The sequence below is a fragment of the Pseudomonas sp. DW-iso3 genome, assembly GCF_058725305.1.
Genome location: NZ_JBZXDZ010000006.1, coordinates 283,784 through 310,034 on the forward strand (window position 1 = coordinate 283,784; position 26,251 = coordinate 310,034).

Annotated in this window: 26 protein-coding genes; 6 read left to right on the plus strand and 20 right to left on the minus strand. The window is 61.1% G+C overall.

Annotated features, from left to right (window positions below; all coding sequences use genetic code 11):
* Positions 1-85 precede the first annotated feature (85 nt).
* Genes AC4PS7_RS19220 through ubiE form a run of 9 tightly spaced genes read right to left on the minus strand, consistent with a single transcriptional unit; the run spans position 86 to position 6,059 of the window.
* Positions 86-793: a 16S rRNA (uracil(1498)-N(3))-methyltransferase gene (locus AC4PS7_RS19220; RefSeq protein WP_010213807.1), complete on the minus strand. Its 708-nt coding sequence runs from the start codon at positions 791-793 to the stop codon at positions 86-88.
* Positions 790-1,578 (minus strand): twin-arginine translocase subunit TatC, encoded by a 789-nt coding sequence (gene tatC, locus AC4PS7_RS19225; protein WP_010213805.1) that lies wholly within the window; start codon positions 1,576-1,578, stop codon positions 790-792. The genes AC4PS7_RS19220 and tatC overlap by 4 nt, the downstream gene beginning before the upstream one ends.
* Positions 1,575-1,979 carry a Sec-independent protein translocase protein TatB gene (gene tatB, locus AC4PS7_RS19230; protein ID WP_010213803.1) on the minus strand — a complete coding sequence of 135 codons (405 nt, stop codon included), beginning with the start codon at positions 1,977-1,979 and terminating at the stop codon, positions 1,575-1,577. Before tatB ends, tatC begins: the two co-directional genes overlap by 4 nt.
* A gap of 10 nt (positions 1,980-1,989) precedes the next feature.
* Positions 1,990-2,268, minus strand: coding sequence for a twin-arginine translocase TatA/TatE family subunit (locus AC4PS7_RS19235; protein WP_003171180.1), 279 nt, complete (start codon positions 2,266-2,268; stop codon positions 1,990-1,992).
* Between the two features lie 26 nt (positions 2,269-2,294).
* Positions 2,295-2,627, minus strand: a complete 333-nt coding sequence (locus AC4PS7_RS19240) for a phosphoribosyl-ATP diphosphatase (protein ID WP_003209299.1) — start codon at positions 2,625-2,627, stop codon at positions 2,295-2,297.
* A gap of 3 nt (positions 2,628-2,630) precedes the next feature.
* Positions 2,631-3,023 carry a phosphoribosyl-AMP cyclohydrolase gene (gene hisI, locus AC4PS7_RS19245; protein WP_010213799.1) on the minus strand — a complete coding sequence of 131 codons (393 nt, stop codon included), beginning with the start codon at positions 3,021-3,023 and terminating at the stop codon, positions 2,631-2,633.
* A 41-nt stretch (positions 3,024-3,064) separates the two neighbouring features.
* Positions 3,065-4,669, minus strand: coding sequence for a ubiquinone biosynthesis regulatory protein kinase UbiB (ubiB, locus tag AC4PS7_RS19250; RefSeq protein ID WP_010213796.1), 1,605 nt, complete (start codon positions 4,667-4,669; stop codon positions 3,065-3,067).
* A complete protein-coding gene (locus AC4PS7_RS19255) occupies positions 4,666-5,289 on the minus strand; it encodes a ubiquinone biosynthesis accessory factor UbiJ (RefSeq protein WP_045791391.1) in 624 nt (207 codons plus the stop codon). Before AC4PS7_RS19255 ends, ubiB begins: the two co-directional genes overlap by 4 nt.
* Positions 5,289-6,059 carry a bifunctional demethylmenaquinone methyltransferase/2-methoxy-6-polyprenyl-1,4-benzoquinol methylase UbiE gene (gene ubiE, locus AC4PS7_RS19260; protein WP_003171186.1) on the minus strand — a complete coding sequence of 257 codons (771 nt, stop codon included), beginning with the start codon at positions 6,057-6,059 and terminating at the stop codon, positions 5,289-5,291. The genes AC4PS7_RS19255 and ubiE overlap by 1 nt, the downstream gene beginning before the upstream one ends.
* Before the next feature lie 144 nt (positions 6,060-6,203).
* On the opposite strand from ubiE, the gene AC4PS7_RS19265 reads away from it, so the two are divergent.
* The 3 genes from AC4PS7_RS19265 to AC4PS7_RS19275 all read left to right on the plus strand — a co-directional run bounded on the left by AC4PS7_RS19265 (position 6,204) and on the right by AC4PS7_RS19275 (position 8,003).
* Complete coding sequence (locus AC4PS7_RS19265) at positions 6,204-6,479, plus strand: polyhydroxyalkanoic acid system family protein (RefSeq protein WP_010213787.1); 276 nt, start codon at positions 6,204-6,206, stop codon at positions 6,477-6,479.
* Between the two features lie 105 nt (positions 6,480-6,584).
* Positions 6,585-7,007: a phasin family protein gene (locus AC4PS7_RS19270; protein ID WP_010213785.1), complete on the plus strand. Its 423-nt coding sequence runs from the start codon at positions 6,585-6,587 to the stop codon at positions 7,005-7,007.
* A gap of 12 nt (positions 7,008-7,019) precedes the next feature.
* Complete coding sequence (locus tag AC4PS7_RS19275) at positions 7,020-8,003, plus strand: phasin family protein (RefSeq protein WP_010213784.1); 984 nt, start codon at positions 7,020-7,022, stop codon at positions 8,001-8,003.
* A 78-nt stretch (positions 8,004-8,081) separates the two neighbouring features.
* On the opposite strand, the gene AC4PS7_RS19280 is transcribed toward AC4PS7_RS19275, so the two are convergent.
* The 10 genes from AC4PS7_RS19280 to AC4PS7_RS19325 all read right to left on the minus strand — a co-directional run bounded on the left by AC4PS7_RS19280 (position 8,082) and on the right by AC4PS7_RS19325 (position 20,882).
* Positions 8,082-8,702: a TetR/AcrR family transcriptional regulator gene (locus AC4PS7_RS19280; RefSeq protein WP_010213783.1), complete on the minus strand. Its 621-nt coding sequence runs from the start codon at positions 8,700-8,702 to the stop codon at positions 8,082-8,084.
* Between the two features lie 27 nt (positions 8,703-8,729).
* Entirely contained in the window at positions 8,730-10,412 is a 1,683-nt protein-coding gene (gene phaC / locus AC4PS7_RS19285; protein WP_044286515.1) for a class II poly(R)-hydroxyalkanoic acid synthase, read from the minus strand.
* An 88-nt stretch (positions 10,413-10,500) separates the two neighbouring features.
* Positions 10,501-11,346, minus strand: coding sequence for a poly(3-hydroxyalkanoate) depolymerase (gene phaZ / locus AC4PS7_RS19290; protein WP_010213781.1), 846 nt, complete (start codon positions 11,344-11,346; stop codon positions 10,501-10,503).
* A 149-nt stretch (positions 11,347-11,495) separates the two neighbouring features.
* Positions 11,496-13,175 carry a class II poly(R)-hydroxyalkanoic acid synthase gene (gene phaC / locus AC4PS7_RS19295; protein WP_010213779.1) on the minus strand — a complete coding sequence of 560 codons (1,680 nt, stop codon included), beginning with the start codon at positions 13,173-13,175 and terminating at the stop codon, positions 11,496-11,498.
* A 249-nt stretch (positions 13,176-13,424) separates the two neighbouring features.
* On the minus strand, positions 13,425-13,802 hold the full coding sequence (locus tag AC4PS7_RS19300; protein WP_010213778.1) for a gamma-butyrobetaine hydroxylase family protein: 378 nt from the start codon (positions 13,800-13,802) through the stop codon (positions 13,425-13,427).
* Positions 13,803-13,950: 148 nt separating this feature from the next.
* On the minus strand, positions 13,951-15,288 hold the full coding sequence (gene hslU, locus AC4PS7_RS19305; protein WP_010213775.1) for an ATP-dependent protease ATPase subunit HslU: 1,338 nt from the start codon (positions 15,286-15,288) through the stop codon (positions 13,951-13,953).
* A 36-nt stretch (positions 15,289-15,324) separates the two neighbouring features.
* Positions 15,325-15,855 carry an ATP-dependent protease subunit HslV gene (gene hslV / locus AC4PS7_RS19310; RefSeq protein WP_003171209.1) on the minus strand — a complete coding sequence of 177 codons (531 nt, stop codon included), beginning with the start codon at positions 15,853-15,855 and terminating at the stop codon, positions 15,325-15,327.
* 257 nt (positions 15,856-16,112) lie between these two features.
* Positions 16,113-16,814: an SPOR domain-containing protein gene (locus tag AC4PS7_RS19315; RefSeq protein ID WP_010213772.1), complete on the minus strand. Its 702-nt coding sequence runs from the start codon at positions 16,812-16,814 to the stop codon at positions 16,113-16,115.
* A 1-nt stretch (position 16,815) separates the two neighbouring features.
* Entirely contained in the window at positions 16,816-18,552 is a 1,737-nt protein-coding gene (gene argS, locus AC4PS7_RS19320) for an arginine--tRNA ligase (RefSeq protein ID WP_021492327.1), read from the minus strand.
* Between the two features lie 110 nt (positions 18,553-18,662).
* Positions 18,663-20,882, minus strand: coding sequence for a primosomal protein N' (locus AC4PS7_RS19325; protein ID WP_044286517.1), 2,220 nt, complete (start codon positions 20,880-20,882; stop codon positions 18,663-18,665).
* Between the two features lie 216 nt (positions 20,883-21,098).
* Here AC4PS7_RS19325 and rpmE point away from each other — a divergent pair, with 216 nt between their 5' ends.
* From rpmE to AC4PS7_RS19340, 3 genes are all read left to right on the plus strand, one after another.
* Positions 21,099-21,317 carry a 50S ribosomal protein L31 gene (gene rpmE / locus AC4PS7_RS19330; protein WP_010213765.1) on the plus strand — a complete coding sequence of 73 codons (219 nt, stop codon included), beginning with the start codon at positions 21,099-21,101 and terminating at the stop codon, positions 21,315-21,317.
* Positions 21,318-21,352: 35 nt separating this feature from the next.
* Positions 21,353-22,147: a thermonuclease family protein gene (locus AC4PS7_RS19335; protein ID WP_492179692.1), complete on the plus strand. Its 795-nt coding sequence runs from the start codon at positions 21,353-21,355 to the stop codon at positions 22,145-22,147.
* A gap of 181 nt (positions 22,148-22,328) precedes the next feature.
* Positions 22,329-23,597, plus strand: coding sequence for a malic enzyme-like NAD(P)-binding protein (locus AC4PS7_RS19340; protein WP_492179693.1), 1,269 nt, complete (start codon positions 22,329-22,331; stop codon positions 23,595-23,597).
* A 191-nt stretch (positions 23,598-23,788) separates the two neighbouring features.
* Here the strand turns inward: AC4PS7_RS19340 and AC4PS7_RS19345 are convergent, their stop codons facing one another.
* A complete protein-coding gene (locus AC4PS7_RS19345) occupies positions 23,789-26,248 on the minus strand; it encodes a penicillin-binding protein 1A (protein ID WP_370737443.1) in 2,460 nt (819 codons plus the stop codon).
* Positions 26,249-26,251: the final 3 nt, after the last annotated feature.

The window sequence follows — 26,251 nt, forward strand, 5'->3', positions numbered from 1 at the left end:
TGCGAACTCCCCTGGAACAAGGCTTGGACTTATTCAAAGGGTATCGGCGGTGACAGACTTTTCTGTAGGAGGGCGGCGAGTGAGATTAGAAGAGACGGGCGAGCAGGGCGGTGACGGCGGTTTCGACGCGCAGGATGCGCGCGCCCAACTGCACGGGCTGCAAGCCAGCTTGGGTGAGCAGGTCCACTTCGTAGGGAATCCAGCCACCTTCCGGGCCGATCGCCAGGGTCACCGGCTCGTCCAGTCCGCGTGGGCAGGCCGGGTAATCACCGGGATGGCCAATCAGCCCCAGGCTGCCTGCGGCCATGGCCGGCAGGCGGTCTTCGACGAAGGGCTTGAAGCGTTTTTCGATGATGATCTCGGGCAATACCGTGTCCCGCGCCTGTTCAAGGCCGAGGATCAATTGCTCGCGAATCGCCTCAGGTTCCAGGAATGGGGTTTGCCAGAAGCTCTTTTCGACCCGGTAGCTGTTGACCAGCACCACCTTGGGCACGCCCATCGCCGCCACGGTTTGCAATACCCGACGCAGCATCTTTGGGCGGGGAAGGGCCAGCAGCAGGGTCAGCGGCAGCTTGGCCGGTGGTGGTTGGTCGACGCTCACTTGCAGCTCGGCTTCGGTGGCTTCCAGGCGCAGCAGTTGCGCATTGCCCATCAGCCCGCCGATGCGGCCGACGCGCAGGCTGTCGCCGACGACGGCGCGATGGACTTCCTGCATGTGCACCAGGCGCCGATCACGCAGTACCACGCGGTCGGCCGCGATGAAGTCGGCCTCTTCCAGTAGCAGCAGGTTCACGGCTGGGTCGCTGGCGGCTGGTCGTCGTCGGGCTGATCATCCGGGTGTTCGCCGCGCTTGCTGATCAAGCCGCTGAACAGGATGCCGATCTCGAACAGCATCCACATCGGTACGGCCAGCAAGGTCTGGGAGAAGATGTCCGGCGGCGTGAGGATCATGCCGACCACGAAGCAGCCGATGATCACGTACGGGCGGATTTTCTTCAGGTACGCCACGTTGACCACGCCGATCCACACCAGCAGTACCACGGCCACCGGAATTTCGAAGGCCACGCCAAAAGCGAAGAACAGCGTCATCACGAAGTCGAGGTAGCTGGTGATGTCCGTCATCATTTCCACGCCGGCCGGGGTGGCGGCGGCGAAGAATTTGAAGATCAGCGGGAACACCAGGAAGTAGGCGAACGCCATGCCGGTGTAGAACAGCAGGATGCTCGACACCAGCAACGGCACGGCGATGCGCTTCTCATGCTTGTACAGGCCCGGTGCGATAAAGCCCCAGATCTGGTGCAGGATCACCGGGATCGCCAGGAACAGCGACACCATCATGGTCAGCTTCAACGGCGTGAGGAACGGCGACGACACATCGGTGGCGATCATCGTCGCACCGGCCGGCAGGTACTGGCGCAGTGGTGTGGAGACGAAGGTGTAGATCTGCTGGGTAAAGGCGAACAACCCGGCAAAGATGATGAAGATGGCCGCTACGCAACGCAGCAGGCGGGTACGCAGCTCGGTGAGGTGCGAGACCAGCGGCATATGCTGGTCGTTTTCCGGTTTATCAGCGCTCATGGGGCTCGCGGCGGCAATGTAGGGTCATGGGGCGCGGGCGACGCGGTGGGCGTCGGCGCAGGCTCGGTTGGCGCGGTCGGTGCCACGGGTGCGGCCTCAACCGCAGGCGCGATGCTGTTTTCGACAGCGGGCTCCGCCGGTTTGGCGGGCTCATGCACGGGCGACAGAATCTTCCGGGCTTCCTGTTCCAACGACAGAATATGCTCGTTGTGCAGTTGCCGACGGATCTCGTCGGCGCCGATTTCCCGTTCAACTTCCTGTTTGATGGCGTTGAAACTGCGTTTCAGGCGCCCGATCCACAGGCCGGCCGTGCGTGCTGCACCGGGCAGGCGTTCCGGCCCCAGTACCAGCAGGGCCACGAGGCCGACGAGCAGCAGTTCAGAGAAGCTGATACCAAACATTAGTCAGTGCTCACGAGTCTTTGCGGGTCGGCTCTTCGACTTTCTCAGCCTGTACGTCGAAGGTACGACGCTCGGTGATCGGCTGAGTGGCCTGCGGGTGCACAGGCTGCGCCGGGGGGACCGGGTTGGCGGCGGGATCGGCCGGCTTTTCGTCGTCGTTCATGGCTTTGCGAAAGCCCTTGATCGACTCGCCCACGTCGGTGCCCAGGTTCTTCAGTTTCTTGGTGCCGAACACCAGTACCACCACCACCAGGATGACGATCCAGTGTTTCCAGTCAAAAATGCCCATGCTGCAAATCCTCTAGTCTTGGTTATTCAGGCGGACGGGCGCGAGGCCTTCTCGGCATGCCCGGACAAGCCGAAGCGACGGTCCAGTTCATCCAGCACTGCCTGCGGATGCTGCCCCAGTTGGGCGAGCATGACCAGGCTATGGAACCATAGGTCGGCGGTTTCGTAGATGACATCGCTGCAGTCGCCGCTGATTTGCGCGTCCTTGGCGGCGATGATGGTTTCGACGGATTCTTCGCCGAGTTTTTCCAGAATCTTGTTCAAGCCCTTGTGGTACAGGCTGGCGACGTAGGAGCTGTCGGCATCCGCGCCTTTGCGGTCTTCCAGCACCTGGGCCACGCGGTTCAGGGTATCGCTCATGTCTTAGTGTCCTGCCGAGTAAATGGCGTCGGGGTCTTTGAGCACCGGCTCGACGGTCTTCCATTCGCCATTTTCGAAAACGCGATAGAAGCAGCTGTGGCGGCCGGTGTGGCAGGCGATGTCGCCAATCTGCTCGACCATGAGGATCACCACGTCGGCGTCGCAGTCGATGCGCATCTCGTGCAGGGTCTGCACGTGCCCGGACTCTTCGCCCTTGCGCCACAGTTTGCCACGCGAGCGTGACCAGTAGATGGCACGCTGCTCAGCGGCGGTGAGGCTCAAGGCCTCACGGTTCATCCAGGCCATCATCAGCACGCGCCCGGTCTTGTAGTCCTGGGCAATGGCCGGCACCAGGCCGTCACTGTCCCACTTGATCTCGTCCAGCCAGTCTTTCATGTTCAGCTCCGGCAATTTGCGACAGTGTATAACCGGATTGGCTATCGACGCACGATCAGATAAATACCCACGGCGACCATGATGCCAGCCGGCCAGTGGCCCAGTTGGTTCAGCGGGCCACCGATGGCCAGCATCACCCCACCGACCAGGTGAGCAGCGCCCAGCAGGCGCAGGAACCAGTCGTCCTTGCGCTTCTTCCAAGGCGGCGCCGGATCCTTGGCGTGGGGCTGGGACATGCGCTCCAGCAGGTCGCGGGTCATGTTGGCCAGGTGCGGCAGTTGTTCCATCTGGCTGTGCAGGTTGCCCAGCACGGTTTTCGGGCTCATGCGCTCGCGCATCCAGCGTTCCAGGAACGGCTGGGCGGTGTTCCACAGGTCGAGGTCCGGGTACAGCTGGCGGCCCAGGCCTTCGATGTTCAGCAGGGTTTTTTGCAGCAATACCAACTGTGGCTGCACTTCCATGTTGAAGCGCCGCGCGGTCTGGAACAGGCGCATCAGCACCTGGCCGAAGGAAATATCTTTTAATGGTTTTTCGAAGATCGGCTCGCACACGGTGCGGATCGCCGCTTCGAATTCGTTGAGCTTGGTTTCCGCCGGCACCCAGCCCGAATCGATGTGCAACTGCGCCACACGCCGGTAGTCGCGTTTGAAGAAGGCGAACAGGTTGCGGGCCAGGTAGTCCTGGTCTTCCGGGGTCAGGCTGCCGACGATGCCGCAGTCGATCGCGATGTACTGCGGGCTCCACGGGTTCACGGTGCTGACAAAGATGTTGCCGGGGTGCATGTCGGCGTGGAAGAAGCTGTCGCGGAACACTTGGGTGAAGAAGATCTCCACGCCGCGCTCGGCGAGCATCTTCATGTCGGTGCGCTGGTCGGCCAGGGTCGCGAGGTCGGTGACCTGCACGCCGTAGATGCGCTCCATCACCAGAACTTTAGGGCGGCACCAGTCCCAATACACTTGTGGCACGTACAGCAGTGGCGAGCCTTCGAAGTTGCGCTTGAGCTGGCTGGCGTTGGCGGCTTCGCGCAGCAGGTCGAGTTCGTCGTAGATGGTTTTTTCGTAGTCGGCGACCACGTCCACCGGGTGCAGCAGGCGTGCATCGGCCGAGAAACGCTCGGCGGCACGGGCGAGGATGAACAGCCATGCCAGATCCTGGCCGATGATCGGCTTGAGGCCAGGGCGGATTACCTTCACCACCACTTCTTCGCCGGTCTTGAGCTGTGCCGCGTGCACTTGGGCCACGGAGGCCGAGGCGAGGGGCTCGACGTCGAAGCGGCTGAAGACTTCGCTGATCTTCTTGCCCAGTTGCTCTTCGATCAACGCCATTGACTGTTGGGAGTCGAACGGCGGCACGCGGTCCTGCAGCAGCATCAACTCGTCGGCGATGTCCTCGGGCAGCAAGTCGCGGCGGGTCGAGAGGATCTGCCCGAACTTGATGAAGATCGGCCCCAGGTCCTGCAGTGCCAGGCGCAGGCGTGCGCCACGGCTCAGTGCCAGTTGTTTGCGCGGGAACCAGCGCCACGGCAGCACATAGCGCACCGCCAGCAGGAACCACGGCAAAGGCAGGGCGAACAGCAGGTCATCGAGGCGGTAGCGGATTACGACGCGCTGGATACGAAACAAACGGCGGACGGCGAGCAGCTTCATGCGTTATCGCTTGGATCAAGGGAACGGCTTAGGCGCTCGAAGCGCGCCTCAAGGCGTTCCAGGTCGATTTTGGCCTTGTCGAGTTCACGAAAGCGCGCTTGCGCTTCCCGTTCTCCGACCAGGGTGCGCGATTCTTCGCTCAGGTATTCGGCGAGGTTCTGGTTAAGGCTGGCGAACCCTTGCTGGTACCAGCGCGAGCGGCTGCGCAGGTGCCCGCTGATCAACTGGGTGGCCACTGGACCGATCCAGCGCGACAGCTCGTATTCCCAGTCCAGTTCCAGGTCCTGCAGCACGGCGGCCAGGTCCATCAGCACCGAACTGTCGCCTTCCAGCTCCACCTCGGCGCTGTGCAGGATGGCCGTCTTGTTGCGGCTCAGGGCCAGGTGCAGCAGGCTCGATGCCGGCGCACGCAGGGTACAGTCGGCTTCTGCGGCCCATTGGCTCGCGAGCATCAGGCCTTCATCGCTGGGCAGGATAAACAGCTGCAAGGCGGGGCTGCGGCAGTCGACGACAATGACTTTGCCGCTGAGGTGCGCAAGCCGCGCCAGGGCGGTACTGTCCAGGCGCAGCACACGGTTGAGGCCGTGTTCAACGCTGGCGAGAAGGCCGGCGTACAGCATCAGGGCTTGATGCCGCGATGCAGGGCGACGATGCCCGAGGTCATGTTGTGGTAGGTCACGCGGTCGAAACCGGCTTCTACCATCATTGACTTCAGGGTTTCCTGATCGGGGTGCATGCGGATCGATTCGGCCAGGTAGCGATAGCTTTCGGCGTCATTGGTGATCAGCTTGCCCATCAATGGCATGAAGGCGAAGGAGTAGGTGTCATAGACCTTGGACATCAGCGCGTTGGTCGGCTTGGAGAACTCCAGCACCAACAGGCGGCCGCCCGGCTTGAGGACGCGCAGCATCGAGCGGATCGCGTCTTCCTTGTGGGTCACGTTGCGCAGGCCGAAGGCGATGGTCACGCAGTCGAAATGGTTGTCGGGGAACGGCAACTTTTCAGCGTCGGCCTGGACGAACTCGATATTGCCCGCCACGCCCTTGTCGAGCAGGCGGTCACGGCCGACCTTGAGCATCGAACCGTTGATGTCCGCCAAGACCACCTGGCCGGTCGGGCCAACGAGCTTGGAGAACTTGGCCGCCAGGTCGCCCGTGCCACCGGCGATGTCCAGTACGCGGTTGCCGGTGCGAACACCCGACAGCTCGATGGTGAACCGCTTCCACAGGCGGTGCATGCCACCGGAGAGCACGTCGTTCATCAGGTCATACTTGGCCGCTACGGAATGGAACACCTCAGCGACTTTTTCCGCTTTCTGGCTTTCCGGGACGTTCTTGAAGCCGAAGTGAGTGGTGGGTTCGGCATCGCTGCCTTTGCGCTGATCAGTCATATCGCTGTCACCAAAAGAGAATGCGGGACATGATAATCCCCAAGGCCTACTTTGTCTTGGCAAGGCTGCAGGTAAGATGGGTGGTCACCGAGACCTTTTGCCGCATCGAAGGTATCCACTTCCCCATAAAGAGGAGTCATTGCAATGGCCCGTATAACCGTTGAGCGTGCACATTCCCTGGGTAAAGAAGACGCACGTGCAAAGGCCGACAAGTTGGCGCACAAACTCAAGGAGCACTATGGCCTGGAGCCGTCGTGGTCCGGCGATACCTTGAACCTCAAGCGTTCGGGGGTTAAGGGCACTGTAGTCGTCGCCGATGATTCGTTGCGCATTGATGTGGAACTGGGCCTGTTGATGTCGGCCATGAGTGGCACCATCAAGTCCGAAATCGAAAAGGCCCTGGATAAAGCGTTGGCGTGATCAACCTGTTCTTAGGGTGCCGATTCTAATTTTCCAGCCTACTTTGTGCCCAAGCCCTCAACTCCTGTGGGCCGTTCCTCCACCCTATTCTGCGTGAGGTGCACCATGGCCAAAGTTATCCTGAAGAAAAAAATCGACGCCCAGACCACTACCTTGAGCGAGGTTAAATCCTACGCCCGCAAGATCTGGCTGGCAGGACTTGGTGCTTATGCCAAGGTCGGAAGCGAGGGCGGCGATTACTTCAAAGAGTTGGTTAAAGCCGGTCAACATGTTGAAAGTAAAGGTAAAAAAGTTGCAGTTGAACAACTTGAAGCCGCCAACAGTCAGATTGACCAAGTAAAGAGTAATGTCTCCTCCGTCAAAGGTCTGGTAGAAGTTCAGCTTGATAAAGTTGAAAAAGCTTTTGACACTCGTGTTGCCAGTGCCTTGAATCGAATCGGCATTGCGTCTAAACATGACGTTGAGACACTCTCTGCTAAGCTCGAAGAGCTGACGACATTGCTAGAACGTGTCGCGCGTAAACACTAAGGAGACATCGGGATGGCTGTTAAAAAGACTACTCAGAAAGAAGGCAGCTCGTGGGTCGGGGAAGTTGAAAAATATTCCCGTAAGATCTGGCTTGCTGGTTTAGGCGTGTACTCGAAGGTTAGCAGTGACGGCGGCAAATACTTCGAGACTTTGGTCAAGGACGGCGAGAAGGCCGAGAAGTTGACCAAAACCACGGTTGGTAAAAAAGTTGAAGCGGCCAAGGCAACTGCCGGTTCCGCCAAGTCGAGCCTTTCGGACACTTGGGGCAAGTTGGAAGAAACTTTCGACAAGCGCCTCAACAGTGCCATTTCGCGACTGGGCGTGCCGAGCAAGGCAGAGCTGAAGACGCTGCACAGCAAGGTCGATACCCTGACCAAGCAAATCGAGAAACTGACCGGCGCTAAAGTGGCTCCCGTGAAAACGGCGGCGGCCAAACCGGCTGCCAAGCCAGCGGCGAAAACCGCAGCGGCCAAACCGGCTGCGAAAACTGCCGCCAAGCCTCTGGTGAAAGCTGCCGCGAAACCGGCTGCCAAACCCGCTGTCAAGGCAACCGCTAAACCCGCCGCCAAGCCGGCGGCAAAAACGGCAGCTGCCAAGCCCGCCGCCAAGTCGGCAGCTAAGCCGGTAGCCGCGAAAGCTGCTGCCAAGCCTGCCGCTAAGCCAGCAGCCAAGGCAGCCGCAAAACCTGCCGCCAAGCCTGCGGCTAAAACCGCAGCCGCAAAACCCGCTGCCAAACCCGCCGCTGCGAAACCTGCAGCCAAGCCGGTCGCCGCGAAACCCGCCGCCAAACCTGCTGCAGCCAAGCCAGCGGCAAAACCAACCGCCGCGAAGAAGCCAGCGGTAGCGAAAAAGCCAGCAGCATCGAAGCCTGCGGTTGCGGCAAAGCCTGCTACTGCGCCAACCGCTTCCACAGCCAACTCGGTGTCCGCGCCGACCCCTGCTGCTGTGACCCCGACTGCAACGCCGGCAACCCCGACGCCATCCAGTCAGTCCTGATTTTTCCCAGGACACAAAAAATGCCCGGCCTGCAAAGGTCGGGCATTTTTTTAGGTGTGTGGGCTTGCTCCGACATGTTTAGACGCTGTCATCCAGGTATTTCAGCGCGAACTTCTCGGTTGCCAGGCGTGCCGGCAGCAATAGATGCGGCGCTACCAGCATCATGACCTGGTACACCACCACCCGTACCTCACCTTCACGATCAATAATCCGTTGGTAATCCAACGAGAACAGCAGGGTCAACGTGATCTGCTCCACCAGTTGCCCCAGGGCCTGGGTGCTACTGACCAACTGACCTGCCGCCTTCAGTCGCGCCAGCAATGACGCCAGGGTCCGCTTGAGCGCAGTCAGCAGGTTGCGAATGCCTTTGGCCAGCTTCGGCAAACGCCCCGCCAGGTTCGACAAGTCCTGGAACAAGAACCGGTAATGCGCCATGCGCTCGACAATCAGGTGCAGGAACAGCCAGTAGTCCTCGGCCTCCAGTTGTGCGTCCGCCGGTGGGTCCAGCAGGGGCGCCAGCTCATTCTGGAAGCGTTCGAACAACCCGAGTACCAGTGGCTCCTTGCCATGGAAGTGGTAGTAGAGGTTGCCGGGGCTGATCCCCATTTCATTGGCCACCTCCATGGTCGACACGTTTGGCTCGCCCTTCTGGTTGAATAACTGCAGGGCACATTCAAGGATACGGTCGCGGGTCTTCATCCAGTCTTCTTAATGTGATCGCTGAGCTCAGCGCACCCGCACATAGGTGCCGGGCGCTGCTTCCATCGGTGGGTAATTCTGGTTGCCCAGGGCGGTAAGGGTTTCCCGTTGCACGCCGGAGCGCTGCTGGATCCACTCCAGCCATTGCGGCCACCAACTGCCTTCGACGTGGTTGGCGTCGTAGTACCAGGCGCGCGGGTCGCTGCTCAGCTTGGGGTTCTCGACGTAATTGGCCTTGGGATTGCCCGGCGGGTTGAGAATGCTCTGGATATGCCCGCTGTTGGACAGCACGAAGCGCCGCTCGCCGCCCAGCAACTGGGTCGAGCGATACACCGCGTCCCATGGCGTGATGTGGTCGTTGATGCCTGCCACGCTGAAGCTGTCCACCGTGACCTTCTGCAAATCGATCGGTGTACCGCACACCTCCAGGCCACCGGGATGACTCAGCGGGTTGTGCTTGAAGAAGTCCAGCAGGTCGCCGTGCAGCGCGGCGGGCAGGCGCGTGTTGTCGTTGTTCCAATACAGGATGTCGAAGGCCGGCGGTTCCTTGCCCAGCAAGTAGTTGTTGATCCAGTAGTTCCAGATCAGGTCATTCGGACGCATCCAGGCGAACACCTTGGCCATGTCGCGGCCGTCCAGCACGCCTTGTTGATAAGACCGACGCTTGGCGGCTTCCAGGGTCTGCTCGTCGGCGAACAGCGTGGCGGGGCTGTCGATCTGGCTGTCCAGCAGGCTCACCAGGTAGCTGGCGCTTGAGATGCGGCGCAGCTGGCGTTTGGCTTGCAAGTGGCCTTGCAGCGCGGCGATGGTCAGCCCGCCGGCGCAGGCGCCCATCAGGTTGACCTCGCGGGCGCCAGTGATCGCGCGGCACACGTTGAGCGCTTCCTCCAGCGCCGCAACGTAGGTGGACAGGCCCCATTCGCGATGCCGTACATCCGGGTTGCGCCAGCTGACCATGAAGGTCTGCAAGCCGTTTTTCAGGGCGTACTGCACAAAGCTGTTGGCCGGGCTTAGGTCGAAAATGTAGTACTTGTTGATTTGCGGCGGCACGATCAGCAGTGGCTTGGCGTACTGCTTTTCGCTCATCGGCTTGTACTGGATCAGTTCCAGCAGTTCATTGCGAAATACCACCGAGCCGGGCGTGGTGGCGACCGTCTTGCCCACTTCGAAGGCGTGCTTGCTCACCTGGCGCGGCAGGCCGTTGTTGTGCAGCATGTCTTCGAACAGATGGGTCACTCCGCGCACCACGCTGTTGCCGCCGGAGTTGAGCAGCTCCTTGATCGCCAGCGGGTTGAGCAGGGTGTTGGAAGGGGAGACCGCATCGTTGATCAGCGAGAAGGCGAAGTGTGCGCGAGTGCGGTCATCGGCGCTCAGAGTGCTGTCATCGATCCAGTGCCGGGTCTGCTTCTGCCAGCTCAGATAAGCTTGCAGGCTACGCCGGTACAGTGGGTTGAGTGTCCAGGTGGGGTCGGTGAAGCGGCCGTCGTTGGGGTTGGGTTCGTGCACGGTTTCACCGAGCAATACGCGCCCCAGTTGTCCGCTCAACGCCCAGGCATGGCGAACGGTATGCACCGGGTTGCGCAAGCCGTGGGCGGCCACGCTGCGCAGGGTCGACAGCAGGTCCCGACCCCGCAGGCCGGTGATCGCATTTTGCGCATTGATGAACGCCGCCGGGGTGGGCGCCGGGTTCGTCACGGGTCTTTCTCGCATGAGCCAACACTCCTTCGTCAAGCCATCAAACAGGCACGCCAATTCAGAACCATAGTCGGTTCCTGGCAAGTTGCGCGGCGGTGTGTCCTTACACGGCCGGTCGCGGATGAATCACCGCACGCATACGCTCCTCTTCAAGAAATTTCATGATGATCGGCGCCACGGCTTCCGCTCGGGTGATCAGGAACAGGTGGCCGTCATCGATGATGTGCAGCTGTGCATTGGGAATGCGCCAGGCCAGCATGCGCATGTTGATCAGCGGGATCAGCGGGTCGTCGTCCCCCGCCAGCACCAGGGTGGGTTGGCGGATCTTGTGCAGCCAGTGGATGCTGGTCCAGCCCAGTCCGGCGAACAGCTGCCAGTAGTAACCGAGCTTGCCGGCCGAGCGCACTTTGCTCGCATGCTCGGCGGCCAGGTTCGAATCGCGGCGGAACGAGCCGCCATAAATCATCGGTGCGATGCGCACCACGTGGGACGGTTGGATGTAGCGCCGGGGACTGGCCATCAGCCACAGCACCTTGGGCTTGCCGGGCACCATAAAGGCCCCGGCAGCGGTGGCGGCGAGAATCAGTTTTTTGCAGCGTTCCGGATAGTCATAGGCGAACTGTTGCGCCAGCGCACCGCCCCAGGACACACCCACGGCGTTCACTTGGCCATAGTCCAGGTAATCGAGCATGCGCGCGGTGAGTTTGGCCAGGCCGGGAAAGCGGTAGGGTCGTTTGGGCGTCGAGGAGCCGCCCACGCCAGGCACATCGAAGGCGATCACTTCCAGGTCCGGGTCCAGCGCCTGGACGAATGGAAACACCAACTCAAGGTTGGCGCCGATGCCATTGAAGATCAGCAACGGCGTCAAGTGAGGCTTGCCCGGGCGCACCGCCGTGCGGAGGGCCTGGCCATCCAGGTCGATGGTACGAAAGATGAACGGTTGCGGCATGCTCAAGCCCTGTGAGGTGGTGCATAGGTCTAATGGGCGATGCGGACCTTGTGGCAGCTGGCTTGCCTGCGATGCCGGCGGTGAATCCAACACCGCTTCCGCAGGCAAGCCAGCTCCCACATCGGTCTCATTTCAACCACAAGGTCGGGTTAGCGTTCATGCACATATGTTCCCGGCGCAGCTTCGGCTGCGGCGTACGTTTTATTACCTAATACCGTCGGTGCTTTCTTTAATTTGCCCGCCCGTTCCGCCTGCCAGGCCTGCCAATGCAGCCACCAGGAATCCGTATGCTTGGTCGCGTTTTCCTGCCACTCCAGCGGCTTGCCGGCCAGGCTGTCGTTGGTCTGGTAACGCGCCTTGGGGTTGCCTGGCGGGTTGAGGATGCTCTGGATATGCCCGCTGCTGGACAGTACAAACTCCACCTTGCCACCGAACAACTGTGCTGATTTGTAGCAGGATTGCCACGGCGTGATGTGGTCATTGGTGCCGGCCAGTGAATAAATATCGGCAGTGACTTGCTTGAGGTCGATGGGCGTGCCGCACACTTCCAGGGCATTCGCCCGCACCAAAGGGTTGTTCTTGAACAGCTCGATCAGGTCGCCGTGGAATGCCGCCGGCAAACGCGTGGTGTCGTTGTTCCAGAACAGGATGTCGAACACCGGCGGCTCGTTGCCCAGCAGGTAGTTGTTGACCCAGTAGTTCCAGATCAGGTCGTTGGGGCGCATCCACGCAAACACCTTGGCCATGTCGCGGCCTTCCAGCACACCGGCCTGGTAGGAGTGGCGCTTGGCCGCCTCCAGGGTCTGCTCGTCGACGAACAGTGCCACCTGGGTGTCCAGCGTGGTGTCCAGCACGCTCACCAGCAGTGTCAGGGCATTGACCTTTTTCTCCCCCAGCGCCGCATAGTGACCGAGCAACGCGGTGCAGGTGATACCGCCGGAACAGGCGCCGAGCATGTTGATGTCCTTGCTGCCGGTAATCGCGGTGACCACATCCACGGCTTCCTTGAGCGCATCGATATAGGTCGACAGCCCCCACTCGCGCTGGGCCTTGGTGGGGTTGCGCCAGCTGACAATGAAGGTTTGCTGGTTATTGCGCAGGCAGAAACGCGCCAGGCTCTTTTCCGGGCTCAGGTCGAATACATAGAATTTGTTGATCTGCGGCGGCACCACCAGCAGCGGGCGTTCGTGCACCTGTTCGGTGATCGGCTTGTACTGGATCAGCTCCAGCACGTCGTTGCGAAACACCACCGAGCCTTCGGTCGTGCCCAGGGTCTTGCCCACTTCAAAGGCGCCCATGTTCACCTGGCTCGGCATGCCGCCGTTGTGCACCATGTCCTTGGCCAGGTGGGACAAGCCATCGAGCAGGCTCTTGCCGCCGGTTTCAAAGAAGCGTTTGACCGCTGCCGGATTGGCCGCGCTGTTGGTGGGGGCCATCGCTTCGGTCATCAGGTTGATCACGAAGTGGCCGCGGCTGATGTCCTGTTCCGACAGGTTACTGTCGCCGATCCAGTCGTGCAGTTCCTTGCGCCACGCCAGGTAGGTTTGCAGATAGCGTTTGTACAGCGGGTTCTGGCTCCAGGCCGGGTCCTGGAAGCGACGGTCGTCGTTCTCGGGCACCAACGCGGACTTGCCGAACATCACGTTCTTCAACTCAACGCCAAAATGTGCGACGTGCTTGACGCTGTGCAACGGTTGTTTGATGGCTTGGGTCAGCACCATCTTCGCTGATGCGAGTAAATCCTTTTTACGTAACGCGATGATCGGATTGAGCCCCAGGGTGTTTTCCGAGGCCTGGCGTTTCAAGTCATCGTTGTTCTTGTTACTCATCTACGACGCTCCATTGTCCGAAAGACGAGTACCGGGGACCGCTGCGCACCCAGTTTCGATACACAACACAAGCCTGGTACTGCGACTCGGGTGACCGTTGATACCGCATCGTCAAATGCAGGGAACTTGCCAGTTCCATTGGTTACCCGAGTTTAATTTTTTTCGCAAGCGGACCAATCGTTGGTCACGCGACAGGGCATTCAAGCAGATGAAATTAGAAAATGCCCTCTAAAGAGCAAGACCCCTGGGCTAGAGCATCAGCCGCACGACCGACTGATCCGGATCGCGGGTTTTGCCGGCTGCTTTGAGTTCGGCGAGGTAATCAGCCCACAGCGCGTCCTGACGCACGGCCAGTTGGTAGAGGTAGTCCCAGGTGAACAGTCCGCTGTCATGGCCGTCGTCGAAGGTCAATTTCAGTGCGTACTGACCGGCTGGTTCGACCTTGGTCAACCGGACGTTGAGCTTGCCGAATTGCAGGATGGGTTTGCCGTGACCCTGGACCTCGGCGGAAGGCGAGTGGGTGCGCAGCAGTTCGGCAGGGAGTTGGTACACCTCGTCGGGCCCGTAGGTAAGGCCGAGGGTGTTGGAGGTTTTGTGCAGGTTTACAGCTGTAGGAAATTTGGACATTGGAGATGATCCTGAAGGAACCGGCTCGAAAATGTGGGAGCGGGCATGCTCGCGAATGGGCAGTGTCAGTCAGTACAGGTGTGACTGATACACCGCATTCGCGAGCAAGCCCGCTCCCACCTTAAAGCAAAGCGGCTCTGCGTGAGGCTTACAGGATATAACGAGACAGATCTTCGTTCTGCGCCAATTCGCCCAAGTGGCTGTTGACGTACTCAGCATCAATCTTGATCACTTCGCCATTCTGCGCACCGGCCAGGTCGCCGGCGCTGAAGGATACTTCCTCCAGCAAACGCTCCAGCAGCGTGTGCAAACGACGGGCACCGATGTTCTCGGTCTTCTCGTTGACCTGCCAAGCAATCTCCGCCAGGCGCTTGATACCGTCCGCCTGGAACTCGATACCCAAGCCTTCGGTTTTCAGCAGCTCACGGTATTGCTCGGTGAGCGACGCGTGCGGCTCACTGAGGATGCGCTCAAAGTCGCCAGGGGTCAGCGCCTTGAGTTCCACGCGGATCGGCAGGCGGCCTTGCAGCTCCGGCACCAGGTCGCTTGGCTTGCTCAGGTGGAATGCACCGGAGGCGATAAACAGGATGTGGTCGGTCTTGACCATGCCCAGCTTGGTGTTCACGGTGCAGCCTTCGATCAGCGGCAGCAGGTCGCGCTGTACGCCTTCACGGGACACATCCACGCCGCCGGAGTTGCCGCGCTTGGCCACCTTGTCGATCTCGTCGATAAACACGATGCCGTGCTGCTCGACCGCTTCCAGGGCCTTGGCCTTGAGTTCTTCCTCATTGACCAGGCGCCCGGCTTCTTCGTCACGCACCAGTTTCAGGGCTTCCTTCACCTTGAGCTTGCGGCTTTTCTTCTTGCCCTTGCCCATGTTGGCGAACAGGTTCTGCAACTGGCTGGTCATTTCTTCCATGCCAGGCGGGGCGGAGATGTCGACGCCGGAGACTTCGGCGACTTCGATCTCGATTTCCTTGTCGTCCAGCTGGCCTTCACGCAGTCGCTTGCGGAACAGCTGGCGGGTGTTGGAGTCCGAGGCCGGCGCGGCGTCCTCGTTGAAACCCATGCGTGCCGGTGGCAGCAGGGCGTCGAGGATGCGTTCTTCGGCGGCGTCTTCGGCGCGGTGGCTGACCTTGGTCATTTCCTGTTCGCGCAGCAGCTTCAGGGCGGCGTCGGCCAGGTCACGGATGATCGACTCGACGTCGCGGCCCACGTAGCCCACTTCGGTGAACTTGGTGGCTTCGACCTTGATGAACGGCGCGTTGGCCAACTTGGCCAGGCGACGGGCGATTTCGGTTTTACCGACGCCGGTAGGACCGATCATCAGGATGTTCTTTGGCGTTACTTCAACGCGCAGTTCTTCGGGCAGTTGCATCCGGCGCCAGCGGTTACGCAGCGCGATGGCAACGGCGCGCTTGGCATCGTCCTGGCCGATGATATGGCGGTTGAGTTCATGGACGATTTCGCGGGGAGTCATGGACATAGTGTTTGGCGGCCTCAAGCGGAATAAGCCTACGGCTTACTCGGCGAGGTCCTGCTCCTCAATGGTCTGGTTGTGGTTGGTGAACACGCAGATATCGCCGGCAATGCCCAGGGCTGTCTCGACGATTTCGCGAGCCGACAGGTCGGTCTTCTTCAGCAGTGCGCTGGCTGCCGCCTGGGCGTAGCCACCGCCGGAACCCATGGCGATCAAGCCATGTTCAGGCTCAACCACATCGCCGTTGCCGGTGATGATCAGAGAAGCGTCTTTGTTGGCGACGGCCAGCATGGCTTCCAGACGGCTGAGGGAGCGGTCGGTACGCCATTCTTTGGCGAGTTCGACGGCTGCGCGCACGAGATGGCCCTGGTGTTTTTCCAGCTGGCCTTCGAAACGTTCGAAGAGGGTGAAGGCGTCGGCGGTAGCGCCGGCAAAGCCTGCGAGAACCTGGCCGTGGTACAGGCGACGCACTTTCTTGGCGTTGCCTTTCATTACGGTATTACCCAGGGAAACCTGGCCGTCGCCGCCCATGACGACTTTGCCGTGGCGACGTACTGAAACGATGGTGGTCAAGGGGAGAGTCTCCACGCAGCGGGGCGAAAATGCCCTGATGGAAACTGATATGGGGGTGGTGAGGGGGATTTCAACTGTAGGACGGGAGGGCGGACGAGTGGTGTTTATGTGCCGGACTCGGTCCTGAGGCCGCTTTAAATCAACTGTGGGAGCGGGCTTGCTCGCGAATGCGCTAGATCAGTCGATACATCGGGTGACTGATACACCGTATTCGCGAGCAAGCCCGCTCCCACATTTTGATTAGCGTTGACTGTGTATCAGCGGCTCTGGCGTTGTTGTAACAACAGGTTGCTAAAGCCCGCGCCGGCCAATTGTTTCTGTGCCACGGTCAGCTGTTCACGGTTGCTGAACGGCCCCACCAGCACGCGATACCAAGTCGCATCCTTCACGGTGCCGGACTCTACCGTCACCGACTGGCCCAGCAGAATGATCTGCGCCCGTACGCGATCTGCATCCGCCTGTTTCGGGAACGAGCCCGCTTGCAGGAAGAACTTGGTCACCGGCGCGGCCTTGGTCTCGGCAACCGGCGGTGCTGGCGGTGGGGTGATCCCGGCCAGTGCGGCCTGGGCACGCGCCGTGTCGATTTTCGCCGCCTCAGCAGGCGTGACCGGTGTGGTCGGCACCTGTGGCGTCGGCAGGGTTTTCTCCGGCACGGCGTCAGGCGGCACGATCACTTCCGACTCCGGCAGCAACGTGTAGAAATCGTACTTAGGCTTCACCGGTGCCGTCGGGCTCGGCGCAGTCTTGTTGGCTTCGGCCATTTTCGTGGCCTTCTGTTGTTCCTGCTTGACCCGTTTGACGTCATCGCCCTTGCCCGGATCCAGTTTCATCAGGAACACGATAAACGCGCCGACGGTGAGGCCGATCGCCAGCCACAGCCAGCCCGGAATCGGCTTCTTCGCCGGGGCTTGGTAGCGGCTGGCGCCGCGCTTGGGTGCAGGTTTTTTCTTGGCAGCCAACTTACATACGCTCCAGAGTTTCCAGGCCCAACAGTTCCAGGCCTTGCTTGAGGGTCCGTCCAGCCAGAGCGGCGAGGCGCAGGCGGCTCTGCTTCTGGGCTTCGTCGTCGGCGGTCAGGATCGGGCAGTTCTCGTAGAAGCTGGAGAACAGGCCGGCGACTTCGTACAGGTAGGTGCACAGGATGTGTGGCGTGCCTTTCTCGCCGACGCTGTTCAGCACTTCGCCGAATTGCGCCAGCTTGGCGGCCAGCTCCTGTTCATGGGTTGCCTCGAGGTTGATCTGGCCTTCGACTTCGCTGAAGTCCTTGCCCAGCTTGCGGAACACGCCGGCCACACGGGTGTAGGCGTACAGCAGGTAAGGCGCGGTGTTGCCTTCGAAGTTGAGCATCAGCTCGAAGTTGAAGCTGTAGTCGCTGGTGCGGTGCTTGGACAGGTCGGCGTATTTCACTGCGCCAATGCCCACCACGCGGGCAATGTTGCGCAGGTCGGCCTCGGCCAGCTCTGGGTTTTTCTCTTTCACCAGGTTGTAGGCACGCTCCTGGGCTTCGGTGAGCAGGTCGATCAGCTTCACGGTGCCGCCGTCGCGGGTCTTGAACGGACGGCCGTCGGCGCCGTTCATGGTGCCGAACCCCATGTGTTCCATGTGCATCGGGTGGGTGACGAAACCGGCGCGACGCGCCACTTCGAACACCTGCTGAAAGTGCAGGGCCTGACGCTGGTCGACGAAATACAGCGCGCGATCGGCCTTGAGTACGCCGCTGCGGTAGCGCACGGCTGCCAGGTCGGTGGTGGCGTAGAGGTAGCCGCCATCGGCCTTGACGATGATCACCGGCAGCGGCTCGCCGTCCGCCGTCTTGAATTCTTCCAGGAACACGCACTGCGCGCCGTTGCTTTCCACCAGCAGGCCCTTGGCCTTGAGGTCGTTGACCACGTTGATCAGGTCGTCGTTGTAGGCGCTTTCGCCCATCACGTCGGCCATGGTCAGCTTGACGTTGAGCAGCTCGTAGATTTCCTGGCAGTGGGACAGTGAAATCTCACGGAAGCGGTTCCACAGCGCCAGGCATTCCTTGTCGCCGGCTTGCAGCTTGACCACCAGGCCACGGGCGCGCTCGGCGAACTCTTCGGATTCGTCGAAGCGCTTCTTGGCGGCGCGGTAGAAGTTTTCCAGGTCCGACAGCTCGTTGCTGGTGATCGGGTTTTCCTGCAGGTAGGCCATCAACATGCCGAACTGGGTGCCCCAGTCGCCCACATGGTTCTGACGGATCACGTTGTCGCCGAGGTATTCCAATACGCGTGCCACGCCGTCACCGATGATGGTGGAGCGCAGGTGGCCCACGTGCATCTCTTTAGCCAGGTTCGGTGCCGACAGGTCAATTACCACGCGTTGCAGCGGGCCGGCCTTGTGCACGCCGATCTTGGCGTCGGCCAGGGCCGCATCCAGGCGCGACGCCAGGGCCTGGGTGTTCTGGAAGAAGTTGATGAAGCCAGGGCCGGCGATTTCAGCCTTGCTCACGCTTTCGTCGACAGGCAGCGCAGCGATGATTTTCTCTGCCAGGTCGCGCGGCTTCATGCCCGCGGGCTTGGACAGCATCATCGCGATGTTGCTGGCGAAGTCACCGTGGGTCTTGTCGCGGGTGTTTTCCACCTGGATCGCCGGCGTCAGGCCTTCAGGCAACACACCTTCGTTGACGAGTTGGGTGAGGGCTTGTTGGATCAGCTGGCGAATGGTGTCTTTCATGGTGTTCTCTTTCGACCGCAAGCGGCGGCGCGCGATGCGCAGGTGGAAAAACTGAGCATTATCCGTGGCGAGGGCGGGCTTGCCAACCTTCGCGGGACCTATGGCCAGGCTTAATACAAATCTACCGGGTCTACGTCCAACGACCATCGCACTTGGCGACCGCTGGGCATTTGCTCCAGGGCAAGCAACCAGCTACTTAATAGTCGATGCAGGGGCGCGCGCGAGGTTGCCTGCAAGAGTAGTTGAGCGCGATAACGCCCGGCACGGCGCTCCATGGGCGCGGGCACCGGGCCGAGCAGTTCGATGCCGTTCAGGCCCAGTTCGCCAAGTAAACGTTCGGCGGCGCTGCAAGCTTCATCGAGGAAACCTTCGGCTTGCCCGGGTTTGTGGGCTTCGGCGCGCAACAGGGCCAAATGGGAAAAAGGTGGCAGGCCCGCGGCGCGACGCTCGCTCAGCGCCTGCTCGGCGAAGGCAAAGTAGCCCTGTTCGGTCAGTTGGATCAGCAGCGGATGGTCGGCCAGGTGGGTCTGGATGATCACCCGGCCTGGCTCTTCGGCGCGGCCCGCGCGGCCGGCGACCTGCACGATCAACTGCGCCATGCGCTCGCTGGCGCGGAAATCCCCGGAGAACAGCCCGCCGTCGGCATCCAGGATCGACACCAGGGTCACCCGTGGAAAATGGTGCCCTTTGGCAAGCATCTGCGTGCCGATCAGGATGCACGGATGGCCTTTCTGGATGGTGGCGAACAGCTGGTTCATTGCATCTTTGCGCGAGGTGCTGTCGCGGTCGACTCGCAGCACCGGGTAGTCAGGGAACAGAATGCCCAGGCGTTCTTCGGCCCGTTCTGTGCCGGCACCGACGGGTCGCAGGTCGACTTTGCCGCATTGCGGGCAGTGGCGCGGTACGCGTTCCACATGGCCGCAGTGATGGCAGCGCAGTTCACCGTAGCGCTGGTGCACGGTCATGCGCGCGTCGCAGCGTTCGCATTCGGACATCCAGCCGCAGTCGTGGCACAGCAAGGTCGGTGCAAAGCCGCGCCGGTTGAGAAACACCAAGACCTGTTGGCCGGCGGCGAGGGTCTGGCCGATGGCTTGTTGCATCGGTCCGGAAATGCCGCTGTCGAGTGGGCGGCTTTTGACGTCAAGGCGCAGGAAGCGTGGCTGCTTGGCGCCGCCGGCACGCTCATTAAGGCGTAGGAGGCCGTACCGCCCGGTGTAGGCGTTGTGCAAACTCTCTAAAGATGGCGTGGCCGAGCCCAGCACAATCGGGATGTCTTCTTGGCGTGCGCGCACTAGCGCCAGGTCGCGGGCGTGGTAGCGCAGGCCTTCCTGTTGTTTATAAGAGCCGTCGTGCTCCTCGTCGATGATGATCAGCCCGGGGTTTTTCATCGGGGTGAACAGCGCCGACCGGGTGCCGATAATAATGTCGGCCTCGCCGTCCCGTGCGGCCAGCCAGGATTCGAGGCGCTCACGGTCGTTGACGGCCGAGTGCACCAGAGCGATGCGGGCGTTGAAACGCTGTTCGAAGCGCGCCAGGGTCTGCGGGCCCAGGTTGATCTCGGGAATCAGCACCAGGGCCTGTTTGCCGGCTTGCAGGGTTTCGCGAATCAACTGCAAATAGACTTCGGTCTTGCCACTGCCGGTGACGCCGGCCAGCAGGAAGGCGTGGAAACTGTCAAAACCTGCGCGAATCGCTTCGTAGGCCGCACGTTGCTCCGGGTTCAGCGGCAATTCCGGTTGGGCCAGCCAGTGTTCGTGGCGGGCGTCGGGGGCGTGCTTGCGGATTTCCACCTGCACCAGGCCCTTGGCGAGCAACAGGTCGAGGCTGTCTTTGCTCAGCATCAATTTGCTTAACAGTTGATGGGCCACGCCATGTGGGTGTTGGGCCAGGGTCGCCAGGGCTTCACGTTGGCGCGGGGCGCGGGCGATGCGCGGGTCGTCGAGGCGCGCACCGGGCACCATCGACCAGAAGCGTTCCTGGCGCGCTTCGGCCAATTCGCCCTGGCGCAGCAGTACCGGCAACGCCCAACTGAGGGTATCGCCGAGGCTGTGCTGGTAATACTGGGCGGTCCACAGGCACAGCTTGAACAGGGCGGGCGGCAGCGGTGGGGTGGCGTCGAGCATGGCCAGCGCGGGCTTGAGTTTTTCCGCAGGCACTTCGCTGTGGTCCGCGACTTCCACCAGGATGCCGATCATTTCCCGTCGGCCAAACGGCACACGCACACGCATGCCCGGCTGCAGCTGTGCCCGCAGCACGCCGGCCGGGGCCCGATAATCGAACAGGCGGCGCAGGGGCGAGGGCAGGGCTAGGCGCAAAATGGCGTCGGGCACGCGGGGGGTCTCTTATAAAAGGCAGGCGGTGGCGCAGGGGCGGGAGCCTAGCAGACAGGGGAGGGCTTGGGTATGCCACGGTTTTCTGATGAAAGGAGGTTTTCAGTCGAATACGCGGCTTGCGTGATTAAAAAGGTCTGGTAGAATCCGCGGCCTAATTACGTGCGGTATTCGACAATAGTGTCGAGTGGCGGCACGCTAGCCCGAGGAAGTGCCATGAAAGCCGATATCCATCCAGCGTACGAAACCATCGAAGTCACCTGCAGCTGCGGCAACAAGTTCGAAACCCGTTCGAACCTGTGCAAGCCACTGGGTACTGACGTATGCAACGAGTGCCACCCGTTCTACACCGGTAAGCAGAAAACTCTGGACACCGGCGGCCGTGTACAGCGCTTTGCTGACCGTTTCGGTGCTTTCGGTGCCAAAAAGGCCTAAGGCCGATCAACTTGGGAAGCCGTTACGGTTTTTCCATGCTGATGAAAAAGGCGTCCCTTGGGGGCGCCTTTTTTGTGCCTGGGATTTGGCTCTCAGTCGCCCAGGCCGAGGTGTTTTGCCGCGCACCGACTTCCCTGGCCCAGGTGGAAGTGCAGCGCGTGGTGGATGGCGACACGGTGCGCCTCAAGGACGGCCGCAGTGTGCGGATGATCGGCCTCAATGCCCCGGAAACCGGCAAGAAGGGCCGCCCCGACGAGCCTTACGCGGTTGCCGCCCGCCAGCGTTTACAGGCATTGGTCGACTCCAGCGACGGCCGCCTCGGCTTGGTGGCTGGGCGCGAGAGCAAGGACCGCTACGGTCGCACGCTCGCCCACCTCTACGGCGCGAATGGTGAGAATCTTGAGGCGCGGCTGCTGGCCGAAGGCCTGGGGTTTCAGGTCGGTGTCGCGCCCAACGTTGATCTTGTTACCTGTCAACAGGCCGCCGAAAACAGCGCCCGTGACGCGCGATTGGGCCTTTGGCGGCAATCGCCGGTGCAAAGCGTGGCGCAGCTCAAACAGTCCGGCTTCGCTCTGGTCAGTGGCCGAGTGAGCAAGATCGAACGCAATCGCGGCGGAATCTGGATCGAATTGCAGGGGGCACTGGTATTGCGCATTGCACCCGACTTCGTCCGTCAGTTCGACGCCGCAGGGCTCAGTGGTCTGCAAGGCAAGCTCGTCGAGGCCCGTGGCTGGGTACAGGATCGCGCCAAGCGCGGCGGCCTGAAAAACGGCCAGGTACGTTGGTTGTTGCCATTGACCGACCCTGGCATGCTCAAATCGACCGATTAAGAAAAAATTGTAGACATTTTTTTAATCGATTGTGAACAGTTGAGCCCTTGTATCCCGTGGCCTTAGACCAAAGTACGTCGCTTTAGGGCCTTGACACCTGTGACTGCCCAGTCTTGTGGGGACTTTACGACACGCGTATCCTCGGCGGTCCGTCGACCAACAGTAAAAGCGGAATGCCGATATGTCTGATTTGAAAACTGCCGCTCTCGAATATCATGCCCATCCTCGTCCAGGAAAGCTGAGTGTAGAGCTCACCAAAGCCACTGCCACTGCTCGCGACCTGTCGCTGGCCTACAGCCCTGGTGTTGCCGAGCCCGTACGTGAAATCGCCCGCGACCCTGAACTGGCGTACAAGTACACCGGCAAAGGCAACCTGGTTGCAGTGATTTCCGATGGCACCGCGATCCTCGGCCTGGGCAACCTCGGCCCATTGGCATCCAAGCCAGTCATGGAAGGTAAAGGCGTGTTGTTCAAGCGCTTTGCCGGCATCGACGTTTTCGATATCGAAGTCGATTCCGAAAGCCCGCAGGCTTTCATCGACACGGTCAAGCGCATTTCCATCACCTTCGGTGGCATCAACCTGGAAGACATCAAGGCACCTGAGTGCTTCGAGATCGAAAAGGCCTTGATCGAACAGTGCGACATTCCGGTATTCCACGATGACCAGCACGGCACCGCGATCGTTACCGCCGCCGGCATGATCAACGCCCTGGAAATCGCTGGCAAAACCCTGGCTGACGCCAAGATCGTCTGCCTGGGCGCCGGTGCTGCAGCTATCTCGTGCATGAAGCTGATCGTCAGCATGGGCGCCAAGCTGGAAAACATCTACATGGTCGACAGCAAGGGCGTGATCCAGTCCGAGCGTACCGACCTGAACCAGTACAAGGCGATGTTTGCGCTTCCGTCCTCCAAGCGCACCCTGGCTGACGCCCTCGACGGTGCAGACGTGTTCGTCGGCCTGTCCGGCCCGAACCTGCTGAGCGCCGAAGGCCTCAAATCCATGGCGGCCAACCCGATCGTGTTCGCCTGCTCCAACCCGGACCCGGAAATCGCGCCGGAACTGGCACACGCCACCCGCGACGACGTGATCATGGCGACCGGCCGTTCGGACTACCCGAACCAGGTCAACAACGTGTTGGGCTTCCCGTTCATCTTCCGTGGTGCCCTGGACGTTCGCGCCAAGCGCATCAACGAAGAAATGAAAGTGGCTGCCGCCAACGCCCTGCGTGAACTGGCCAAGCTGCCGGTGCCTCAGGATGTGTGCGATGCCTATGGCGGCGCCAAGCTGGAATTCGGTCGTGAGTACATCATCCCGAAACCAATGGACAAGCGCCTGATCACCCTGATCTCCGACGCTGTGGCCAAAGCCGCTATCGAGACCGGCGTGGCCACCCTGCCGTATCCGAAAAACTACCCGCTGCAAAGCGTGGATGATGTGTTCAACGGCTAAGCCGTTGTAGCGCACCAACAAAAAGCCCCGGCTCTCGCGAGTCGGGGCTTTTTTGTGGTCGATTAGATCTAAAGGTGGGAGCAGGCTTGCCCGCGATAGCGGTGGATCAATCCGCTCATGTGGTGCCTGACACACCGCAATCGCGGGCAAGCCCGCTCCCACATTGGGCCTGTTTCAGGCCATAAATCTCACTAGAACAGATCGATCGGCGCCGCCTCATCCGCCGGCAACGGGCTGCCCGGTACAACGCCATTGCCCAGCTCGTTGACCGACGGCGGTGTGTCTTCGCTCTTGAACAGTTCGAAGTACGCATTCGGCGTGCTTGGCGAGGCCGCGCGGCCACTCACCGGGTCGATGCGCAGGCTGAGGATACCTTCCGGCTCCGGTTGGGTGTGGGGCGGCTTGTCCTTCAAGGCTGCGCCCATATAACTCATCCAGATCGGCAGCGCGACGGTGCCACCGAACTCGCGGCGACCCAAGCTTTCCGGTTGGTCATAGCCGGTCCACACGGTGGTCACGTAATCGGCGTTATAACCGGAGAACCAGGCGTCCTTGGACTCGTTGGTGGTACCGGTCTTGCCCGCAATGTCCGGACGCCCCAGGGCCAGGGCGCGGCGGCCGGTGCCCTTCTTGATCACGTCTTCAAGGATGCTGTTGAGGATGTAGGTGGTACGGCCATCCACGATGCGCTCGGCCACGGCGGGCGTCTGCGGTTCGGTTGCAGCAGCGTTGGTGGCCGGCGTGGTGCCAGGGGCCGGCTCGATGGTGATGCCGCCATTGCTCGGCGCCGCCAGGCCATCAGTCGCCGCTACACCGTTGACCACATCACCCGGCACGCGTGGCGGGTTGGCGGTGAACAGGGTGTCGCCGTTGCGGCTTTCAATCTTGTCGATCAGGTACGGCGCGATCTTGTAGCCGCCGTTGGCAAAGGTGCTCCAGCCCGTGGCGATTTCCATCGGCGTCAGGGTCGCAGTGCCCAGGGCCAGGGACAGGTTCGGCGGCAGGTCTGACTTGGAGAAGCCAAAGCGCGTCATGTAATCGATGGTCTTGCCGACGCCCATCGCCTGCAGCAAGCGGATCGACACCAGGTTGCGCGACTTGTACAGCGCCTCGCGGATACGGATCGGGCCGAGGAAGGTGTTGGTATCGTTCTTCGGACGCCAGACCTTGTCCAGGTACTCGTCGACAAACACGATCGGTGCATCGTTGACCAGGCTGGCGGCGGTGTAGCCGTTGTCCAGCGCGGCACTGTAGATAAACGGTTTGAAGCTCGAGCCCGGCTGGCGCTTGGCCTGGGTCGCACGGTTGTAGTTGCTCTGTTCGAACGCGAAGCCGCCGACCAGGGCGCGAATCGCACCGTTCTGCGGGTCCAGGGAGACCAGGGCGCCTTGGGCCAACGGCACTTGGCTGAACTTGAGGCTGTCGTCCTTCTGGCGCTGCACGCGGATCAAATCACCCACCTGGGCCACGTCAGACGGCTGCTTGGGCAGCGCGCCCATGCTGTTGGTGTTCAGGAATGGGCGTGCCCATTTCATGCTGTCCCACGCCACATGGGCTTCGCCAGTGCGGGTCAGCACCTGCAGGCCATCTTTCTTCACCTGGGTGACGATGGCCGGCTCCAGGCCGCTGATGGCGCGTTGTTTGCCCAGTTCGGTGGTCCAGGCGCTCAGGGTCTTGCCCGGCAGGCGCGACTCAGGGCCCCGGTAGCCGTGGCGCTGGTCGTAGGTGATCAGGCCTGAGTGCACCGAGTCATTGGCGATTTCCTGCAGGTTGCTCGGCACCGTGGTGGTCACCCGGAAACCTTCGGTGTACGCCTCGCTGCCATAGCGGCCGACCATCTCGGCGCGCGCCATTTCGGCGATATACGGGGCGTTCACTTCCGGCGTCGGCACGTGGTAGCTGGCGTTCAACGGTTCGGCGATGGCGCTTTCGTAAGCGGCCTGGTCGATCTTGCCCAGCTTGTACATGCGGCCCAGGATCCAGTCGCGGCGTTCTTTGCTTCGCGCCGGGTTGGCCAGCGGGTTGAAGCGTGACGGGGCCTTGGGCAGGCCGGCGATCATGGCCATCTGCGCCAGGCTGGCGTCACGGATGGACTTGCCATAGTAAACCTGGGAAGCCGCCTCGATCCCGTAGGCACGGTTGCCCAGGTAGATCTTGTTGACGTACAGCTCGAGGATCTCGTCCTTGGTCAACTGGCGTTCGATCTGCAGTGCCAGGAGGATCTCGGTAGCTTTACGTGAAAAGCTGCGCTCGCTAGTGAGGAAGAAGTTCTTCGCCACCTGCATGGTGATGGTGCTGCCGCCGGACTGAATGTGTCCGCTTTTTACCAATTGCGTGGCCGCGCGCACCAGGCTGCTGGGGTCGACGCCATAGTGGTTGGCAAAATTATCGTCTTCGGCCGACAGCAGGGCGCTGATGAAATTGGGCGGAATATCGGCAAAACGGATCGGTGTGCGGCGCATTTCGCCGAACTCCGCGATCAGTTTTTCATCGCTGCTGTAGACCCGCAAAGGAATCTGCAACTGGATACTTCTGAGGGCCTCTACCGAGGGCAAACCCGGACTAAGGTAGAGGTAGGCCCCGCTGAATACGAGCAGCAGCCCGCAAACGATGGCGACAATGGAGTACCCGAAAAACTTCAGCAGACGAATCAA

Excerpts from the sequence above, each read along its gene's own strand:
- tatC (WP_010213805.1), bottom strand. The coding sequence starts at position 1,578 with ATGAGCGCTGATAAACCGGAAAACGACCAGCATATGCCGCTGGTCTCG.
- tatB (WP_010213803.1), bottom strand. The coding sequence starts at position 1,979 with ATGTTTGGTATCAGCTTCTCTGAACTGCTGCTCGTCGGCCTCGTGGCC.
- AC4PS7_RS19235 (WP_003171180.1), bottom strand. The coding sequence starts at position 2,268 with ATGGGCATTTTTGACTGGAAACACTGGATCGTCATCCTGGTGGTGGTG.
- AC4PS7_RS19240 (WP_003209299.1), bottom strand. The coding sequence starts at position 2,627 with ATGAGCGATACCCTGAACCGCGTGGCCCAGGTGCTGGAAGACCGCAAA.
- hisI (WP_010213799.1), bottom strand. The coding sequence starts at position 3,023 with ATGAAAGACTGGCTGGACGAGATCAAGTGGGACAGTGACGGCCTGGTG.
- ubiB (WP_010213796.1), bottom strand. The coding sequence starts at position 4,669 with ATGAAGCTGCTCGCCGTCCGCCGTTTGTTTCGTATCCAGCGCGTCGTA.
- AC4PS7_RS19255 (WP_045791391.1), bottom strand. The coding sequence starts at position 5,289 with ATGCTGTACGCCGGCCTTCTCGCCAGCGTTGAACACGGCCTCAACCGT.
- ubiE (WP_003171186.1), bottom strand. The coding sequence starts at position 6,059 with ATGACTGATCAGCGCAAAGGCAGCGATGCCGAACCCACCACTCACTTC.
- AC4PS7_RS19265 (WP_010213787.1), top strand. The coding sequence starts at position 6,204 with ATGGCCCGTATAACCGTTGAGCGTGCACATTCCCTGGGTAAAGAAGAC.
- AC4PS7_RS19270 (WP_010213785.1), top strand. The coding sequence starts at position 6,585 with ATGGCCAAAGTTATCCTGAAGAAAAAAATCGACGCCCAGACCACTACC.
- AC4PS7_RS19275 (WP_010213784.1), top strand. The coding sequence starts at position 7,020 with ATGGCTGTTAAAAAGACTACTCAGAAAGAAGGCAGCTCGTGGGTCGGG.
- AC4PS7_RS19280 (WP_010213783.1), bottom strand. The coding sequence starts at position 8,702 with ATGAAGACCCGCGACCGTATCCTTGAATGTGCCCTGCAGTTATTCAAC.
- phaC (WP_044286515.1), bottom strand. The coding sequence starts at position 10,412 with ATGCGAGAAAGACCCGTGACGAACCCGGCGCCCACCCCGGCGGCGTTC.
- phaZ (WP_010213781.1), bottom strand. The coding sequence starts at position 11,346 with ATGCCGCAACCGTTCATCTTTCGTACCATCGACCTGGATGGCCAGGCC.
- phaC (WP_010213779.1), bottom strand. The coding sequence starts at position 13,175 with ATGAGTAACAAGAACAACGATGACTTGAAACGCCAGGCCTCGGAAAAC.
- AC4PS7_RS19300 (WP_010213778.1), bottom strand. The coding sequence starts at position 13,802 with ATGTCCAAATTTCCTACAGCTGTAAACCTGCACAAAACCTCCAACACC.
- hslU (WP_010213775.1), bottom strand. The coding sequence starts at position 15,288 with ATGTCCATGACTCCCCGCGAAATCGTCCATGAACTCAACCGCCATATC.
- argS (WP_021492327.1), bottom strand. The coding sequence starts at position 18,552 with ATGAAAGACACCATTCGCCAGCTGATCCAACAAGCCCTCACCCAACTC.
- rpmE (WP_010213765.1), top strand. The coding sequence starts at position 21,099 with ATGAAAGCCGATATCCATCCAGCGTACGAAACCATCGAAGTCACCTGC.
- AC4PS7_RS19335 (WP_492179692.1), top strand. The coding sequence starts at position 21,353 with ATGCTGATGAAAAAGGCGTCCCTTGGGGGCGCCTTTTTTGTGCCTGGG.
- AC4PS7_RS19340 (WP_492179693.1), top strand. The coding sequence starts at position 22,329 with ATGTCTGATTTGAAAACTGCCGCTCTCGAATATCATGCCCATCCTCGT.